The organism is Acidimicrobiales bacterium, from assembly GCA_035630295.1.
Classification (GTDB): domain Bacteria; phylum Actinomycetota; class Acidimicrobiia; order Acidimicrobiales; family Iamiaceae; genus Iamia.
The window spans coordinates 76,647-93,432 of the sequence record DASQKY010000023.1 but is presented as its reverse complement, the minus strand read 5'-3'; the positions used below and the strand labels follow the sequence as shown (position 1 = coordinate 93,432).

The window sequence follows — 16,786 nt, the reverse complement described above, 5'->3', positions numbered from 1 at the left end:
CTCGCCGGTACGGCGTTCGACCTTCGAGATCGAGCCCACCCGCGTCGAGCAGTCGACCGACTTCGACCGGCTGATCCTCGACATCGAGACCGACGGTTCGATCACCCCGCAGGAGGCACTGGCCTCGGCCGGCGACACCCTCCGCTCGCTGGTCGCCCTGGTCGCCGACATGAGCGACGAGCCCCAGGGGCTCGAGCTCGGCGATGTCGCCACCGCCAGTGCCGGGTCGCCCGACCTCGAGCTCCCCATCGAAGACCTCGAACTGTCCGAGCGGCCCCGCAACTGCCTCAAGCGGGCCCAGGTCAACAGCATCGGGGAGCTGCTCCAGAAGACCGAGGACGACCTGCTCGCCATCACCAACTTCGGCCAGAAGTCCCTGGACGAGGTCCTGGTGAAGCTGGACGAGCGCGGCCTCTCACTCCGAGGAAGGGACTGACGTGCCCGCCACGCCCAAGAGGGGACGCCGCTTCGGCGGCAGCGCCTCGCACCAGAAGGCCATGATGGCCAACCTCGTCGCCTCCCTGGTGGCGGCCGAGGCCATCACCACCACCGAGGCCAAGGCCAAGGCGGTGCGCCCCATCGCCGAGAAGCTCATCACCAAGGCCCGCAAGGGCGGCCTCCACAACCACCGCCAGGTCGTCTCGGCCCTGGCCGGTGACAAGGAGGCGGCGGCCAAGCTGTTCGAGGACATCGGTCCTCGCTACGCGGAGCGCAACGGTGGCTACACCCGGATCCTGAAGATCGGGCCCCGCCAGGGCGACAACGCCCCCATGGCCCGCATCGAGCTGGTCTGACCGGGCCCCACCGTGGCTGAGCGCCCGCGGGGCACCGCCCTGCACGGCGCCACCGTGGCCATCACCGGCGCCGCCTCCGGCATCGGACTGGGCCTGGCCCGGGAGGCGGCCCGCCGGGGAGCCACCGTGGTCCTCTGGGACCGCGACACCGAGGCCCTCGACACGGCCGTGGCCTCGGTCGACGCCGTGCGCACCGGCCCGGCCAGGGCGACCTCCGGCCAGGTCGTCGACGTCACCGACCGGGTGGCGGTGCGGGCCGCCGCGGCCGAGGCCGGCGAGCGGGTCGGGCCGATCGACGTGCTGGTCAACAACGCCGGGGTGGTCAGCGGGAAGCCCCTGGTGGAGCTGACCGAGGCCGACGTGCGACGCACCTTCGAGGTCAACGCCCTGGCCCTCTTCTGGGTCACCCAGGCCTTCCTGCCGGGCATGGTCGAGCGGGACCGGGGGCGGGTGGTCACCATCGCCTCGGCCTCCGGCCTCATCGGCGTGGCCAAGCTCACCGACTACTCGGCCAGCAAGTGGGCCGCCGTGGGCTTCGACGAGTCGCTCCGGGCCGAGCTGGCCTCCCAGGGCAGCAAGGTGGCCACCACCGTCGTCTGCCCCTACTACATCGACACCGGCATGTTCACCGGCGTCAAGACCCGCTTCTCGGCCCTGCTGCCCATCCTCCAGCCCGACCACGTGGTCCAGAAGACCTGGGACGCGGTGGAGAAGGGCAAGGCCCGCCTCCACCTGCCGCCCATCGTGGGCGCCCTCCCGCTGTTGCGGGCCCTGCCGGTGCGGGCCTTCGACGGCGCCGCCGGCCTCCTGGGCGTCAACCACACCATGGACGAGTTCACGGGCCGGTCGGCCGCCGGCGCCCCGCGCCGGTAAGGCCCCCGCCCGCCCCCTTCTCGCCACCGGCACTCCCGCAACCGGGCACCCTTCCGTACCGCAGGGGTGCGAAAAGGTGTCGAGAACGCTCCGGGGCCGGGGCTGGGGTCAGCGGATGGGCGGGGCGGCCAGGGACGCAGTCTTGTCCGGGTTGACCAGGGCCCACACCCGGTCGACCCGGCCGTCGACCACCGAGACGGCCAGGGTGCTGAGCACGGTGCCGTCGGGCGCCCGGACCACCACCCCCGGCTGGCCGTTGATGGCCCGGACCTCCACACCCACGTCCGGCCCCACGATGCGCTGGGTGATGTTCAGGACGAAGCGGGCCACCCGCTCGGCCCCCTCCACCGGCAGCCGGGCGGCGCGGTGGTGGGGCCCGCCGTCGCTGGTCAGCACCGCGTCGGGGGCCAGCAGCGCCACCAACCGCGCCATGTCGCCCTCGGCCGCGGCGCCCAGGAAGGCCTCGGTCACCCGCCAGGCCTCGGCATCGGTGGGGGCATAGCGGGGCCGTCCCTCCCGCACCCGGCGCCGGGCCCGGGAGGCCACCTGGCGGCAGGCCTCGGGGGAGCGGTCGACCACGGTGGAGATCTCGTCGAACGGCACCCCGAACACGTCGGCCAGCAGGAACACCACCCGCTCCACCGGGCCCAGGCGCTCCAGCACGGCCAGGAAGCCCACGGTGACCGACTCGGCCACCTCGGCCCGCTCGTCCGGCCCCGGCTCGGCGGTGGCGGCCTCGGGCAGCCACGGCCCCACGTAGGCCTCGCGCCGGACCCGGGCCGAGCGCAGGTGGTCGAGGGCCAGGCGGCTGGTCACCGTGGTCAGCCAGGCCGGCGGGTTCTCGACCCGGGACCGGTCGGTGCCCTGCCAGCGGAGCCAGGCGTCCTGCACCACGTCGTCGGCCTCGGCCCGGCTCCCGGTGATCCGGTAGGCCAGGCCGACCAGCCGGGCCCGGTGGGCCTCGAAGACCCCGTGGTCGTCGCCGGGCCCGGGCGCGGAGGTGGGGGCGCTCATGCGGGGGCCAGTGTGCCGGACCGGGCCGCGGCCCGCCTCCCGGCCTCGACCGCGCTGGCCAGGGCGGCGTCGGCCAGGAGGCCCTCGGGGCCCACCCAGTCACCGGCCAGCAGCACCCCGGGGGGCCCGGCCCCGTCCACCGCCGGCCGTCCGGCCAGGCCCCCGCCGGTCGCCGCGGGCAGGCCCCCGGACACCAGCATGCGAGCCAGGAACCGCTCCTCGACCACGTCGGCATCGGCCACCCCGGCCAGGGTGGCCAGGGCCCGGAGCCGGGCCCGGGTGGCCTCGGGAGCCGGTTCCTCGTCGTGGTGCAGGTACCGCATCACGTGCACCACCGCCCCACCCTCGGGGGCCAGGTCGGCGGGCGGGGCGTGGGTCGAGAGGTACAGGGGCTCGTCCACGCCCATCACGAACGGGGTGGCCGGCGGTCGCCGCAGCCCCAGCTCCAGGCAGGCCGCAGCCACCGGCGGACCCAGGGTGGACCAGCCGTCGGGCCGCCGCCGGAGCAGGGCGGCCGCCGCCTCGGGCCCGCCGGCGGCCACCACCACCGAGCCGGCCCCCAGGCGGGTCCCGTCGCCGGTCACCACCACGGCGCCGTCCCCGTCGGGCTCCACCGCCCGGGCCGGCACCCCGGGACGGACGTCGACCCCGGCGGCCCGGGCCGCGGCGGCCAGCCCGTCCACCAGCGGCTGCCAGCCGCCGTCCAGGTAGCGGACGCCGGTGGTGGCCGCGGCCTGGAGCTGGGCCACGGCCGCCGCCCCGTCGAGCACATCGGTGGCGGCGGTGTAGGTGGCCACCCGCACCAGGCCGGTCACCACCTGGCGGCCCACCGGGCCCAGGCCCAGGCCGGCCAGCGCATCGTCGGTCGAGGTGCCGGCGAAGGCCGCCGGGTCCAGGCGGCCGACCGTCGCCAGCCGCCGGGCGAAGCGCGCCTTCTCGCCCGGGCCCAGCAGCGTGGTGCGCAGCAACGTGCCGGGGCCCCGGGGCAGGAGGTGGAGGCGGCCGTCCCGCAGGGCGGCCCCACCCCGCAGCCGTGGGGGAGCGCCGCGCCGGGGGTCGACCCCCAGATCCTGGAGCACCTGCTCGGTCCGGCCCCCGACGTAGACGGCCCGGGGCCCGCGGTTGAACAGGTAGCCACCCACCCGGTCGACCCGGGCCCGGCCGCCCAGGGGGTGGGCGTCGAGCAGGGTGGTGCGGGCCCCGGCCCGGGCCGCGGTGGTCGCCGCGGCCAGGCCGGCCAGGCCGCCGCCCACCACGATCACGTCGGGCGCGGGCCCGGAGGCCTGGGAGCGGGCGGTGTCGGTCATCGGTTCCTCCTCGGGCGGCCCCGGCGCCGGACGGGGCGCGCCGCCCGTGGTCCGGCGAGGCCGGGCGCACCGACGGGGAGGGGCGGTCACCGGGCTGACGAGGCGGGCGGCCCCGGTGTGACAGGCCCGGCGGGAGGCGCCGGGGAGGGCGGCGGGGTAGGGCGGTCGGGGAGGGTGTGGGGCCGGGGCGCTCGGTAGCGTCGGCGGCGTGACCCTGTTCGACCCGCCCGAGGCCGAGGTCCCACCGGGCCCGACCCGGCGGGTGCGGCTCATCGTGGCCTACGACGGCTCCGCCTTCCACGGCTTCGCCCCCAACGCCGGGGTGCCCACCGTGGGCGGGACGTTGGCCGAGGCGCTGGGCCGCCAGCTCGGTCGCCCCGTCGAGCTGACCTGCGCCGGGCGCACCGACCGGGGCGTGCACGCCCTGGGCCAGGTGGTCACCTTCGACGCGCCGGCCGATCGGGTGGCCGAGCCGGCGGACCTGGCCGCCCTGGCCCGGGCCGTCAACCGCATGTGCGGGCCGGAGGTGGCGGTGCGCGACCCCACGGTGGTCGAGGGGGATGTCGACGCCCGGTTCTCGGCCCGGGCCCGCCGCTACCGGTACCGGGTCTGGAACCACCCCGAGCCGGACCCCTTCACCGCCCGCCTGGCCTGGCACGTCGACCGACCCCTCTCCCTGCCCGCCCTGCGCCTGGGGTGCGACCCGCTCATCGGCGAGCACGACTTCTCGTCGTTCTGCCGCCGGCCCAAGGCCCGCGACGGCGCCGAGGTGAGCCTGGTGCGCCGGGTCACCGAGGCGGCCTGGCACGACGACGGCGGGGGCCACCTCCGTTTCGAGATCGAGGCCTCGGCCTTCTGCCACCAGATGGTGCGCAGCATCGTCGGCACCCTGGTGGCCGTGGGCCTGGGCCGGATGTCGGCCGGGGAGGTCCGGTCCGCCCTGCGGGCCCGGGACCGGTCCCGGGCCGGCGACCTGGCCCCCCCGCACGGCCTCACCCTGTGGACCGTCCGCTACGACGGCTGGTCCTCGGTGCCCGACGGGGCATGACCCGGCCCGGTCGGCCGCCGAGGTTGATGCGGCGCGGGCCCAGGTCGTAGGGTTTCCCTTCGGCCCTGGGCCGGCTCGGCGCGTCGTCGCCGGTCGCCGCCCCGGTCGCGTGGACGAGAGACCCCGGTTCGGCCGGGACCGAGAGGACAGCTGTGCCCACCTACTCGCCGAAAGCCAGTGAGATCCAGCGCCGCTGGTACGTCGTCGACGCCGACGGCCTGGTCCTCGGCCGCCTGGCCACCGAGGTCGCTCGCATCCTGCGGGGCAAGCACAAGCCGATGTTCACGCCCCACATGGACACCGGTGACCACGTGATCATCATCAACGCCGAGAAGGTGGTCCTCACCGCCGGCAAGGCCGAGAAGAAGAAGGTCTACAACCACTCCGGCTACCCGGGCGGGCTCACCGAGCTCACCTACGCCCAGGCCCTGGCCCGCAAGCCGGCCGACGCCGTGCGCCGCACCATCCGGGGCATGCTCCCCAAGAACCGCCTCGGCGCCCAGCAGCTCACCAAGCTGAAGGTGTACGCCGGCCCCACCCACCCCCACGCGGCCCAGCAGCCCGAGCCGCTCGAGATCGCCGGCGCCCGCCGGTCCGCGTAGGAGAACCTGTCGTGCCCAAGCCCCTCATCCAGACCACCGGTCGCCGCAAGAGCGCCATCGCCCGCGTCCGCCTGCGCGAGGGCGAGGGCAAGATCACGGTCAACGGGCGCACCGTCGAGGACTACTTCCCCAACGACACCCACCGGATGATCCTGTCCGAGCCGCTCAAGGCGGTCGAGGCCACCGAGCGCTACGACATCGACGCCACCATGGGTGGCGGCGGCCCCTCCGGCCAGGCCGGGGCCATGCGCCTGGGCATCGCCCGGGCCCTGGTGGCGCTGGACGAGGAGACCCGCCCGGTGCTGAAGAAGCTGGGCTTCCTGTCCCGCGACGCCCGCGAGAAGGAGTCCAAGAAGTACGGCCTCAAGAAGGCCCGCAAGGCTCCGCAGTACAGCAAGCGCTAGCCGCTCTTGGACCGGGGTGCTGCCCGCATCGTGTCCTCGCCTGGCGGCTCGGACATGCCCATGCCGTGCTGGCCCGCTCTGGCCGGCTCCTCCGTCGCCGGCGGGCCGCTCGGGCCCTTGCCGTCTGCTGTGGGCGTGATGACGCGGCTCCGGTCGTGGGGTTTCGATCGTGAGATGCCCTCGGGGGCGTCGCGTGCACGGGGCGACCGGTGACGCTGCGGTTCGGTACCGACGGGGTCCGGGGCGCGGCCAACACCGAGCTCACCCCCGAGCTGGCCCTCTCCCTGGGCCGGGCCGCGGCGCGCACCCTCGGCGGCGGCCCCTGGCTGGTGGGCCGCGACACCCGGCTCTCCGGCCCCCTCCTGGCCGCCGCCTTCACCGCCGGCCTGGCCTCCGAGGGGGCCTCGTCGGTCGACCTGGGCGTGCTGCCAACCCCCGGCGTGGCCTACCTGGCCGCCGCCGACCAGTTGCCCGGGGCCGTGATCTCGGCCTCGCACAACCCCTTCGGGGACAACGGCATCAAGCTCTTCGCCGTCGGCGGCCTCAAGCTCGACGACGCCACCGAGGACCGGCTGGAGGCCGAGCTGGAGGCCCTGGAGGCCGAGGGCATCCCCGGCTCCCCGGCCCGCCCCGGAGGCCCACTGGTGGGCAGCTTGCGCGCCGCCCCCGACGCCTGGGAGCGCTACGCCCACCACCTGGAGGGCGCGGTGCTGGAGGGGCGACGGCTGCCGGGCCTGAAGGTGGTGCTCGACTGCGCCCACGGCGCGGCGTCGGTCGTCGCCCCCCGGGTGCTGGCCGAGCTGGGGGCCGGCGTCACCGTCCTGCACGCCGACCCCGACGGCACCAACATCAACGACGGGTGCGGCTCGACCCACCCGGAGGCGTTGCAGAAGGCGGTGGTGGCCCGGGGGGCCGACGTGGGCCTGGCCTTCGACGGCGACGCCGACCGGGTGCTGGCCGTCGACGCCAGCGGTGCCCTGGTCGACGGCGACCAGCTCATCGCCCTGCTGGCCCTCGACCTGCAGGGCCGGGGCCTCCTCCGGGACGACACGGTGGCCGTCACCGTGATGACCAACCTGGGCTTTCGCCAGGCCATGGCCCGGGCCGGCATCCGGGTCCTGGACACGCCGGTGGGCGACCGCCACGTCCTGGCCGCCCTGGCCGAGGGCGGCCTGGCCCTCGGCGGCGAGCAGTCGGGCCACATCGTCCTGCGGGACTGGGCCACCACCGGCGACGGCCTGCTGGCCGGGCTGTTCGTGCTCGACACCATGGCCCGCACCGGCCGCAGCCTGGCCGAGCTGGCCGCGGTGATGGACCGCCTGCCCCAGGTGATGGTCAACGTGCGCCTCCCCCGCCGCGACCCCGACCTGCTCGACCGCCTGGCTCTCGACGTCAGCCGGGCCGAGATCGCCCTGGCCGGGCGGGGCCGGGTGCTGGTCCGCCCCAGCGGCACCGAGCCCGTCGTCCGGGTCATGGTCGAGGCCCCCACCGCGGCGGAGGCCCAGGCCGTGGCCGACGAGCTGGCATCCGCCGCCCGCGCCGCCGCCTCGCCCCCCACCCCCTGACTCCCACCCCGGGCGCCGGCCGGGCCACCGCCACCCCGGGCGTGGCCCCCACAACCGAGCACGAAAGGGCCCGATACCCGGGCTCTTCCCTGCTCGGTTGGAGCGGCGCGACGAACCGGGCACGAAAAGGCCCGACATCCCGGCTCTTCCGTGCCCGGTTGGATCGGGCCCTCGGAAGGGGACGGGAGGGGTGGGGACCCCGGGGCGGGCGACGAGGCGAGCAGGGGGGCCCGGTAGCATCGGCCCCCGTCCCCCGACCCCTGGAGGCCCGCCCCATGTGCGGCATCATCGCCGTGGCCCGGCGCCGCAGCCACCGGAGCCCCCCGGCCACGGACACGCTCCTGGCGCTGGTGGGGGACACCCCCGCCCTCGTGGCCGAGGCCCGAGCCGGCAGCGACGTCCGCAAGGCGCTGGAGACCGCCGCCACCCGGCTGGCCGAGGCCGACCGCCTCCTCCGGGGGACCCCCGGGGTGCGGGCCCTGCTGGCCGCCCCGGCCCTGGTCGCCGGCCTGGAGGGCCACCTGGCCGACCTGGCCGGGGCGGTGGCCGCCCTCGACACCCGCCTCGAGGACCTGCTGGCCGACCAGCCCACCGTGGAGCAGGAGGCCATCAACACCGCCCTGGTGGCGGTGCGGGACGGGGCCTGGTCCATCGGGCGCGACCGGCTGCGCACCGCCCGGGCCGTGGCCGGCCTGGCCGGTCCCGGCGCCGGTCCCGCCGCCGTCGAGGCCATGACCTCGGTGCAGCTCGCCCTGTCCGCCCTCGACCGCCTGGAGGTGCGGGGCCGGGACTCGGCCGGGCTCACCCTCCTGGTCCGGGGCCACGGCCTCGACCTGGCCGGGGCCGAGATGGCCGTCGTGCTGGCCGACCGGGGCGACGACCCCACCTTCGGCTCCGGCTCGGTGCGGGCCGCCGGGGACTGCCTGTCCTTCGTGTACAAGGCGGCGGCCGAGATCGGCGAGCTGGGCGACAACTCCCGCGAGCTGCGCACCGCCCTCACCGGTGACGACCTGCTGCGCCGGGCCCTCTCCTCCGAGGAGGCCGAGGTCCTGGTGCTGGGCCACACCCGGTGGGCCAGCGTGGGCATCATCTCCCAGGCCAACGCCCACCCCGTCAACAGCGACGAGGAGCTCGGCGCGGCCGGGCCGGCCGCGGCCGGCCCCTACGTGACCGCGGCCCTCAACGGCGACATCGACAACTTCGCCGACCTGAAGGCCCGGGCCGGGCTGGCCTACGCCCCCGAGATCACCACCGACGCCAAGGTCATCCCCACCCTCGTCAGCCGGGCCCTGGCCGCCGGCACCGACCCGGTCGACGGCTTCCGGCGCACCGTGGCCACCTTCGACGGCTCGGTGGCCATCGGGGCCTCGCCCGCCTCCTTGCCCGGGTCGCTCCTGCTGGCCCTGCGGGGCAGCGGCCAGGCCCTCTACGTCGGCCTGGCCGAGGACCTCTACCTGGTGGCCTCGGAGCCCTACGGGGTGGTCGAGGAGTGCGACCGCTACCTGCGCATGGACGGCGAGACCGCGGCCGACCCCGAGGACCCCACCGGCAGCCGGGGCCAGGTGGTGGCCCTCGACGCGGCGGCGGCCGGCACCGTCGAGGGCATCCGCCGCCTGTCCTACGCCGGCGGCGAGCTGCCCGTCGCCGAGGACGAGCTGGCCCGGGCCGAGGTCACCACCCGCGACATCGACCGGGGCGACCACCCGCACTTCCTGCTCAAGGAGATCAGCGAGTCGCCGGCCTCGTTCCGCAAGACGCTCCGGGGCAAGATCGTGGCCGGGGCGGACGGCGGCCCGGTCGAGGCCCGCCTCGGACCCGAGACCCTGCCCGAGGCCACCCGGGCCGCCCTGGCCGAGGGGCGCATCACCCGGGTCCTGGCCATCGGCCAGGGCACCGCCGCGGTGGCGGGCCAGGCCCTGGCCTCCACCCTGTCGACGCTGGCCGCGAACACGCCCCTGCGGGTCGAGGCCCGCCTGGCCACCGAGCTCAGCGGCTTCGCCCTGCGGCCCGACATGGCCGACACGCTCGTCGTGGCCGTCAGCCAGTCCGGCACCACCACCGACACCAACCGCACCGTCGACCTGGCCCGGTCTCGGGGGGCCACCGTCATCAGCATCGTCAACCGGCGGGGCAGCGACCTCACCGATCGCTCCGACGGCGTGCTCTACACCTCCGACGGGCGCGACGTGGAGATGAGCGTCGCCTCGACCAAGGCGTTCTACGCCCAGGTGGCGGCGGGCATCGTCCTGGCCGCGGCCATCGCCGCCGAGGTCGACCGGTCCGACGGCGCGGCCGAGGCCCGGGGCCGGCTGCTGGGCGGGTTGCGGGCCCTGCCCGAGGCCATGGAGCAGGTCATCGCCACCCGGCCGGCCATCGCCGACGCGGCCCGGGAGCTGGCGCCGTCCAAGCGCTACTGGGCCATCGTGGGCTCCGGGGCCGATCGCATCGCCGCCCAGGAGCTGCGCATCAAGCTCTCGGAGCTCTGCTACAAGGCCATCGCCTGCGACGCCACCGAGGACAAGAAGCACATCGACCTGTCCTCCGAGCCGCTCATCATCGTGTGCGCCACCGGCCTCCAGGGCTCCAACGCCGACGACGTGGCCAAGGAGGTGGCCATCTACCGGGCCCACAAGGCCTCGCCGGTGGTCATCGCCTCGGAGGGCGAGGAGCGGTTCTCGGCCGCCCTGCGGGTCCTCACCGTGCCCGCCGTCGACCCGGCCCTGGCCTTCGTCCTGGCCGCGGTGGTCGGGCACCTGTTCGGCTACGAGGCGGCCCTGGCCATCGACGCCTCGGCCCTGCCCCTGCGCCAGGCCCGGGCCGCCATCGAGCACCGGGCCGGCAGCCCGGCCGCGGTGGACGGCGACCTGCTCCTGGCCGAGCTGCGCGCCGACTTCGCCCCCCTGGCCGCCCGGTTCGCCGAGGTCGTGCGCAGCGGCGGCTACGACGGCAGCCTGGAAGCGGGCACCGCGGTGCGCCTGGCCTCCCTGTTCCGCTACGCCACCGGGCTGGCCCCCCTGGAGGCCTACGAGGTCGAGCACGGCCGGGCCGGCTCGCCGGTGGCCCTGGTCGAGGACCTCACCACCGCCCTCACCACCGGCATCGAGGAGCTGACCCGCCCCGTCGACGCCATCAAGCACCAGGCCAAGACCGTCACCGTGGGCATCTCCCGCAGCGACGAGGGCCTGCTCCAGGTGCCCCTGGTGGCGGCCACGCTGGAGGCCGGCGCCCCCCGCGACCGGGTCAGCTACCGGGCCCTGCGCACCCTGGCCGGCCTCGACCCCGCCGTGGAGGAGGTGCTGGGGTTCACCCGCTACCAGGTGGAGGGCACGGTCGAGACCCACGAGGCCACCATCCGGGTCATCGACCGGGGCGGCATCGCCCGGGACCTCCCGCTGCGCACCGAGCGCAACCCCGTCCTGCGGGGCACCAAGCACCGGGTGGCCACCGAGCGGGAGGTCACCGTGGCCGTGGGCCGCAGCGACGGGCGCACCGTGGTCATCGTCCCCGAGGTGCGGGGCACCCAGTGCACCGGGCTCACCCTCCTGCACTGCCGCTTCGCCGAGCGCCTGCCGGCGGCCCGGGCCCGCTCGGTGCTGGAGCAGTACCGCACCCGCCTGTCGGCCCTGACCGACGCCGTCACCGAGACCGAGCCCACGTTCCGGGCGGACCTGCTGGGCGAGATCCCGCTGATCGAGCTGCTGACCTCGCCCGTCTACGTGCTGGCCGAGCGCTGGCGCTCCGCCGGCTGAGCCCGGCGGTGCGGGGCCTGGGCACCGACGTGGTCGACCTCGACCGGTTCCGGGCCGTCCTGGCCCGCACCCCCCGCATGGCCGACCGGCTCTTCACCGACGCCGAGAGGGCCCGGGCCGCCGGACGGCGCGACCCGGTGCCCACCCTGGCCGCCCGCTTCGCAGCCAAGGAGGCGGTGATGAAGGTGCTGGGGGCCGGGCTGGGCGACGTGGCCTTCCACGAGATCGAGGTGGGGGCCGAGCCGTCGGGGCGCCCCACGGTGGGCCTCACCGGGCGGGCCGCGGCCCTGGCCGCCGGGGCCGGCATCACCACCTGGCACCTGTCGCTCAGCCACTCCGACCTGGTGGCCGTGGCCGTGGCCGCCGCCGACTGATCCACGCCCCGGCCCGGGGACCCCTTCCCCACGGTGCCCCGACGGAGGAACATGGGGCGGTCCGGTGGCCTCTCACCCCACGACCACCACGACCCCGGAGGGCGACCGATGAGCGACTACACCGAGACCAGCTACTACGACGGCAGCTACCAGGCCACCGCCGAGGCCGAGATCGCCACCGGCGACTTCTCCCAGTCCAGCGACACCTACTGGGACCAGTCGCTGGAGGCCACCGACGCCTCCTGGGACGCCTGGGGCGCCTCCCTGGACGCCAGCAGCGCCTCCAACGAGGCCTGGTACGCCGGCGACTACGAGGCGTCGGACTACTGGAGCAGCGTGTCCGACGGCTACGAGACCGACTCCTACGCGGCGGACAGCGCCAGCTGGACCGCCTACGACGCCAGCGGCGACGCCTACACCGCCGAGTCCTACGCCGCCGACTACAGCTACGGCGACACCTACGACTACAGCGCCGCCGACACCGGCTACGCCGACACCTCGTACGACGCCAGCTCCGGCTACGCCGACACCTCCTACGACGCCAGCTCCAGCGACGTCGACACGTCCAGCAGCTACGACTCGAGCTACGACAGCAGCTACGAGAGCTACTGAGCGGGGCCGGGGACCAGGGCGGCGAGGAGCGTGGCCCAGCGGGGCAGGTGCAGGACGTGGGTGGCGCCCTCCAGCACGTGGTGCCGGGCCCCGGGCGCGGTGGCCGCCCACCAGGCCCCGAAGGCCGGGGGCGCCACCGGGTCGGCGGTGCCGCTCCAGATGGTGACGGGGGCGGTGCCGGCGGCCAGGTCGACGTCGGGCCGGCCGGCCTGGGTGGCCACCTCCTGGCTCAGGCCGTCGCGGCCCCGGGCCACGGCCTCCACGGTGGCCGCCACCAGGTGGTCGAACCCGCCGGGCACCGTGGCCAGCTCGGCTGCCCGCCGCTCGTCGCCCTCCTCCCGCAGGTGGGCGGCCACCGCTTCCGTGGTGGCCGGGTCGGGCAGCAGGTAGGGCGCCACCTCGGCCGCCACCTCCTCGGCCGGCAGCTCGGCCGCCATCTCGGCGAACAGGGCCCGGCCCGGCCCGGCCGCCTCGGCCACCTCCGGGGTGGCGTAGGCGTCGACGGGGACCAGGGGGGCGGCCAGGCCCACGGCGGCCACCAGGCGGGGGTGGCGGGCGGCCAGGGCCACGGCGAAGGGGGCGCCGGCCGACCAGGCCAGGACCCCGGTCCGGTCCACGCCCAGGTGGGCGCAGGCCGCGGCCAGGTCGTCGGCCACCGAGCCCAGCGTGCGGCCCGGGTGGCCGGTGCTGCGCCCGCACCCCGGCCGGTCCACGGCCAGCAGCCGCACCCCGGCCCGGGCGGCCAGGCCGTCGTCGGGGTGGCGGGAGAGCCGCGAGTCGGGCGCGCCGTGCAGGTAGAGGACGGGGGCCCCGTCCGGGTCACCCACGTCGTCGACGGCCAGCACCCGCCCGTCGTCCAACGGCACGAGCGTGGGCGAGGCGAGGGCGGGCACCCCGGCAGCGTAGGGACCGGTGGTGCGACCGGGGCCCACGGTGTCGGGCCCAGGCGGGCAGCATGGGGGGGTGATCCCGGTCGTGACCCCCGAGGAGATGGGCGCCATCGACGCCGCCGCCCCCGAGCCGGTGGAGGTGCTCGTCGAGCGGGCCGGCGCGGCGGTGGCCCGAGCGGCCCTCGACCTGCTGGGCGGCGCCTACGGGCGCCGGGTCGTGGTGGTGGCCGGCCCGGGCAACAACGGGGCCGACGGCCGGGCGGCAGCGGTGCGCCTGCGCCGGCGGGGCGTGCGGGTGGCGGTGCTCGACGCTGGGGACCTGCCCCCGACCCTCCCCCTCGCCGACCTGCTGATCGACGCCGCCTACGGCACCGGCTACCGCCACCGGGGCGACGGGCGGGGGTGGGCGCCCCCGCCGGCTCCCGAGGGGGCCGCGGTCCTGGCCGTGGACATCCCCAGCGGCGTGGACGGCCTCTCCGGCCGGGCCGCTGGCCACCCGTGGGCCGCGGCGCGCACCGTCACCTTCGCCGCCCTGAAGCCCGGCCTGGTCCTCGGAGCGGGGCCCGGCCTGGCCGGGGAGGTCACGGTGGCCGACATCGGCCTCGACGTCTCGACCGCCACCGCCCACGTGGTCGAGGACGCCGACGTGGTCGCCTGGCTGCCCGCTCCGGCCCGTGACACCCACAAGTGGCGGGCGGCCTGTTGGATAGTGGCCGGGTCGCCGGGCATGACCGGGGCCGCCCACCTGGCCGCCGCGGGGGCCCAGCGGGCCGGCGCCGGCTACGTCCGCCTCTCGACGCCGGGCCTGGCCGACGCCCCCGGGGCGCCCACCGAGGTGGTGGCCGTGCCCCTCCCCGACGGGGGCTGGGCAGCGGCCGTGCTCGACGACGTCGACCGCATCCGGGCCCTGGGCGTCGGCCCCGGCCTGGGGACCGGGGAGGCCACCGCCGAGCAGGTGCGAGCCCTGGTCGGCGCGGTGGACCGCCCCCCCGTGGTGGTCGACGGCGACGGCCTCACCGCCCTGGCCGGCGACGTCGACGGTGCGCTGACCCGGGGCCCGGGCCCGTGCCCCGGCGACGGCCGGCGGGGCGGCCGGGGAGAGGGCGGGGACGGCCACCCGACGGTGGTCCTCACCCCCCACGACGGGGAGCTGGCCCGCCTGGGGGGCGACCCCTCGGCGCCCGACCGGCTGGCCGAGGTGCGGGCCCTGGCCGCCCGGCGGGGCGCCGTGGTCCTGGCCAAGGGGGCGCCCACCGTCGTCGCCGACCCGGGGGGCCGGGTCCTGGTGGCCACCACCGGAGACGCCCGCCTGGCCACCGCCGGCACCGGTGACGTGCTCACCGGGGCCATCGCCGCCCTCCTGGCCCAGGGCCTGGACCCGACCGAGGCGGCCGCGGCCGGCGCCCACCTGCACGGTCGGGCCGGGGCCCTGGCCGCGGCGGCGCGGGCCGGTGCTCCCCGGGCCCGGCAGGAGCCCGTACCCTGTCGCCGCGGCCTGGTGGCCGGTGATGTCGCCGCCCACCTCCCCGCCGCCCTGGCCCTGCTCCCGGAGGACTGACGTGCCCCGATCCCAGCCCGTGCGCGACGTCATGACCGTCGACGTGCTCACCTTCGCCCCCGACGACGAGGTCCGCTCCGCCATGGCCGCGCTGGTCGAACGCGACGTCGACGCCGCCCCGGTGGTCGACGGCCAGGGCCGGGTGGTCGGGCTGCTCAGTACCAGTGACCTGATCGTGGCCGAGGGCCAGGTCCACGTGCCCACGGTCATCACCCTCCTGGGCGCCAGCTTCGAGCTCCCGGGCGAGCGCAAGCGCTTCGGGGAGGACCTGCGGCGGGCGGTGGGCGGCACCGTGGCCGCGGTCATGACCACCGACCCCCACACCATCGGCCCCGACGACACCCTGGAGCGGGCGGCCACCCTGCTCCACCAGCACGACGTCTCCCGGCTGCCGGTGGTCGACGGCGACGGCCGCCTGGTGGGCATCGTCGCCCGCGGCGACATCGTCCGGGCCATGATCGCCGAGCCCTGACCCCGGCCCTCCCGGCCCCGGCCACCCCGGTGGGCTCCCACCCCGCCCCCGGGGGCCCGTCCGGCCCCCGTCCGACGCCCCCGCTGGACCGCCTGCCATGACCGCCCCCCCGCCCGACCTCGGCCCGCCGCTGCGGCCCACCTGGGTCGAGATCGACCCGGCCGCCATCGCCGCCAACGTGCGCGCCGTGCGGGCCGTCACCGCCCCCGTCCCGGTGTGGGCCGTGGTCAAGGCCGACGGCTACGGCCACGGCGCCGTCACCGCGGCCCGGGCCGCCCTGGAGGGCGGGGCCGAGGGCCTGGCCGTGGCCCTGGTGGAGGAGGGCGAGGAGCTGCGGGCCGCCGGTGTGGACGCCCGCCTGCTCCTGCTGTCCGAGCCGCCGCCCGGGGCCGAGGCCCGGGTGGTGGCGGCCGGGATCGAGCCCACGGCCTACTCGGCGGCCGCCGTCGAGGCCATGGCCCGGGCCGTGGCCGGGCGGGGCGGCCCCGGTGCCGTCGGCGGACCCTGGCCCCTCCACCTCAAGGTCGACACCGGGATGCACCGGGTGGGCGCCGCCCCCGGCGCGGCGCCGGGCCTGGCCCGGCTGGTGGCCGACCGGCCCGAGCTGCGGCTGGCGTCGGTGTGGACCCACATGGCCGTGGCCGACGAGCCCGACTCCGGCTTCACCGCCGAGCAGGCCGACCGCTTCGCCGCCGCCTGCGCCGCCGTCGAGGCGGCCGGGGTGCCGGTGCCGGTCCGCCACGCCGCCAACTCGGCCGCCGCCCTGGCCCACCCGGCCACCCGGCTCGACCTGGTGCGGGTGGGCATCGCCGCCTACGGCATCGCCCCCTCCCCGGCCCTGGCCGGCGCCGTCGACCTGGTGCCGGCCCTGCGACTGGTGTCCCGGGTGGCCCACGTCAAGGTGGTGGCCGCCGGCGAGGCCATCAGCTACGGCCAGCGGTACCGGGTGGCCGCCCCCACCACCGTGGCCACCGTGCCCGTCGGCTACGCCGACGGCGTGCGCCGGGCCCTGGGCGCCGCCGGCGGCGTGGTCCTGGTCGGAGGGCGGCGGTGCCCCATCGCCGGCACCGTCACCATGGACCAGATCACCGTCGACTGCGGGCCCCGAGCCGCGGTGCGCCCGGGGGACGAGGTGGTGCTCATCGGCCGGCAGGGCGTCGCCGAGGTCACCGCCGAGGAGTGGGCCGAGCGGTTGGGCACCATCGGCTACGAGGTCACCTGCGGCATCGGCGCCCGCGTCCCCCGGCGGGTCCGGCCCCGGTCGGCGACCCCGGGGGAGCCCGGCCCGTAGGCTCGGCGCCGTGAGCCCCGCCACCCGCACGCTCGTCGGCGTCGGCGTCGGCGTCGGGGGCGCCGTGGCCGGCCTGGCCGCCGAACGCCGGCCCGATGCCGAGCTCACGGTGCTGCCCGGCGCCGGCCACCAGCTCATGCAGGGGCGGCCCGAGGCCCTGGCCAGGCTGATCCGGGCGCTGGCGGCCCGCACCGCCCCCCGGCCCGCGGCCGTGGCCGGCCGGGGGAGCTGAG

At 77.1% G+C, this 16,786-nt stretch carries 17 protein-coding genes; 14 read left to right on the top strand and 3 right to left on the bottom strand.

All coding sequences use genetic code 11. The annotated features are described in order from the left end of the window. The 3 genes from VEW93_06220 to VEW93_06210 all read left to right on the top strand — a co-directional run. The coding region (locus VEW93_06220) for a DNA-directed RNA polymerase subunit alpha C-terminal domain-containing protein (GenBank protein HYI61384.1) at positions 1–436 on the top strand (436 nt) is incomplete at its 5' end. Between the two features lies 1 nt (position 437). After that, entirely contained in the window at positions 438–794 is a 357-nt protein-coding gene (gene rplQ, locus VEW93_06215; GenBank protein HYI61383.1) for a 50S ribosomal protein L17, read from the top strand. A gap of 12 nt (positions 795–806) precedes the next feature. Further along, complete coding sequence (locus VEW93_06210) at positions 807–1,667, top strand: SDR family oxidoreductase (protein ID HYI61382.1); 861 nt, start codon at positions 807–809, stop codon at positions 1,665–1,667. Positions 1,668–1,775: 108 nt separating this feature from the next. Here the strand turns inward: VEW93_06210 and sigJ are convergent, their stop codons facing one another. Together sigJ and VEW93_06200 are read right to left on the bottom strand one after the other, a co-directional pair. Continuing rightward, entirely contained in the window at positions 1,776–2,681 is a 906-nt protein-coding gene (gene sigJ / locus VEW93_06205; GenBank protein ID HYI61381.1) for an RNA polymerase sigma factor SigJ, read from the bottom strand. Beyond that, the gene (locus VEW93_06200) at positions 2,678–3,988 is read right to left on the bottom strand and encodes an FAD-dependent oxidoreductase (GenBank protein HYI61380.1); all 1,311 of its coding nucleotides are present in this window, start codon (positions 3,986–3,988) and stop codon (positions 2,678–2,680) included. Before VEW93_06200 ends, sigJ begins: the two co-directional genes overlap by 4 nt. Before the next feature lie 208 nt (positions 3,989–4,196). Between VEW93_06200 and truA the strand changes: the two genes are divergently transcribed. The 7 genes from truA to VEW93_06165 all read left to right on the top strand — a co-directional run bounded on the left by truA (position 4,197) and on the right by VEW93_06165 (position 12,342). After that, positions 4,197–5,036, top strand: a complete 840-nt coding sequence (gene truA, locus VEW93_06195; GenBank protein ID HYI61379.1) for a tRNA pseudouridine(38-40) synthase TruA — start codon at positions 4,197–4,199, stop codon at positions 5,034–5,036. A gap of 152 nt (positions 5,037–5,188) precedes the next feature. Further along, positions 5,189–5,638, top strand: a complete 450-nt coding sequence (gene rplM, locus VEW93_06190; GenBank protein ID HYI61378.1) for a 50S ribosomal protein L13 — start codon at positions 5,189–5,191, stop codon at positions 5,636–5,638. Positions 5,639–5,649: 11 nt separating this feature from the next. Further along, positions 5,650–6,042, top strand: coding sequence for a 30S ribosomal protein S9 (gene rpsI, locus VEW93_06185; GenBank protein ID HYI61377.1), 393 nt, complete (start codon positions 5,650–5,652; stop codon positions 6,040–6,042). Between the two features lie 209 nt (positions 6,043–6,251). Next, positions 6,252–7,607, top strand: a complete 1,356-nt coding sequence (glmM, locus tag VEW93_06180) for a phosphoglucosamine mutase (GenBank protein ID HYI61376.1) — start codon at positions 6,252–6,254, stop codon at positions 7,605–7,607. Positions 7,608–7,882: 275 nt separating this feature from the next. Next, positions 7,883–11,356, top strand: coding sequence for an SIS domain-containing protein (locus VEW93_06175; GenBank protein ID HYI61375.1), 3,474 nt, complete (start codon positions 7,883–7,885; stop codon positions 11,354–11,356). An 8-nt stretch (positions 11,357–11,364) separates the two neighbouring features. Then, positions 11,365–11,730 (top strand): holo-ACP synthase, encoded by a 366-nt coding sequence (locus VEW93_06170; GenBank protein ID HYI61374.1) that lies wholly within the window; start codon positions 11,365–11,367, stop codon positions 11,728–11,730. 108 nt (positions 11,731–11,838) lie between these two features. Next, positions 11,839–12,342 carry a hypothetical protein gene (locus tag VEW93_06165; GenBank protein HYI61373.1) on the top strand — a complete coding sequence of 168 codons (504 nt, stop codon included), beginning with the start codon at positions 11,839–11,841 and terminating at the stop codon, positions 12,340–12,342. Here the strand turns inward: VEW93_06165 and VEW93_06160 are convergent. Beyond that, positions 12,336–13,235: an alpha/beta hydrolase gene (locus VEW93_06160; protein HYI61372.1), complete on the bottom strand. Its 900-nt coding sequence runs from the start codon at positions 13,233–13,235 to the stop codon at positions 12,336–12,338. The two genes, VEW93_06165 and VEW93_06160, sit on opposite strands and share 7 nt — an antisense overlap. Before the next feature lie 70 nt (positions 13,236–13,305). Here VEW93_06160 and VEW93_06155 point away from each other — a divergent pair, with 70 nt between their 5' ends. From VEW93_06155 to VEW93_06140, 4 genes are all read left to right on the top strand, one after another. Then, positions 13,306–14,790 (top strand): NAD(P)H-hydrate dehydratase, encoded by a 1,485-nt coding sequence (locus VEW93_06155; GenBank protein HYI61371.1) that lies wholly within the window; start codon positions 13,306–13,308, stop codon positions 14,788–14,790. A gap of 1 nt (position 14,791) precedes the next feature. Further along, positions 14,792–15,262 (top strand): CBS domain-containing protein, encoded by a 471-nt coding sequence (locus VEW93_06150; GenBank protein HYI61370.1) that lies wholly within the window; start codon positions 14,792–14,794, stop codon positions 15,260–15,262. Between the two features lie 97 nt (positions 15,263–15,359). Beyond that, positions 15,360–16,553, top strand: coding sequence for an alanine racemase (gene alr, locus VEW93_06145; protein HYI61369.1), 1,194 nt, complete (start codon positions 15,360–15,362; stop codon positions 16,551–16,553). Positions 16,554–16,563: 10 nt separating this feature from the next. Next, a complete protein-coding gene (locus VEW93_06140; protein ID HYI61368.1) occupies positions 16,564–16,785 on the top strand; it encodes a hypothetical protein in 222 nt (73 codons plus the stop codon). Position 16,786: the final 1 nt, after the last annotated feature.

Excerpts from the sequence above, each read along its gene's own strand:
- alr (HYI61369.1), top strand. The coding sequence starts at position 15,360 with ATGACCGCCCCCCCGCCCGACCTCGGCCCGCCGCTGCGGCCCACCTGG.
- VEW93_06165 (HYI61373.1), top strand. The coding sequence starts at position 11,839 with ATGAGCGACTACACCGAGACCAGCTACTACGACGGCAGCTACCAGGCC.
- VEW93_06200 (HYI61380.1), bottom strand. The coding sequence starts at position 3,988 with ATGACCGACACCGCCCGCTCCCAGGCCTCCGGGCCCGCGCCCGACGTG.
- sigJ (HYI61381.1), bottom strand. The coding sequence starts at position 2,681 with ATGAGCGCCCCCACCTCCGCGCCCGGGCCCGGCGACGACCACGGGGTC.
- VEW93_06175 (HYI61375.1), top strand. The coding sequence starts at position 7,883 with ATGTGCGGCATCATCGCCGTGGCCCGGCGCCGCAGCCACCGGAGCCCC.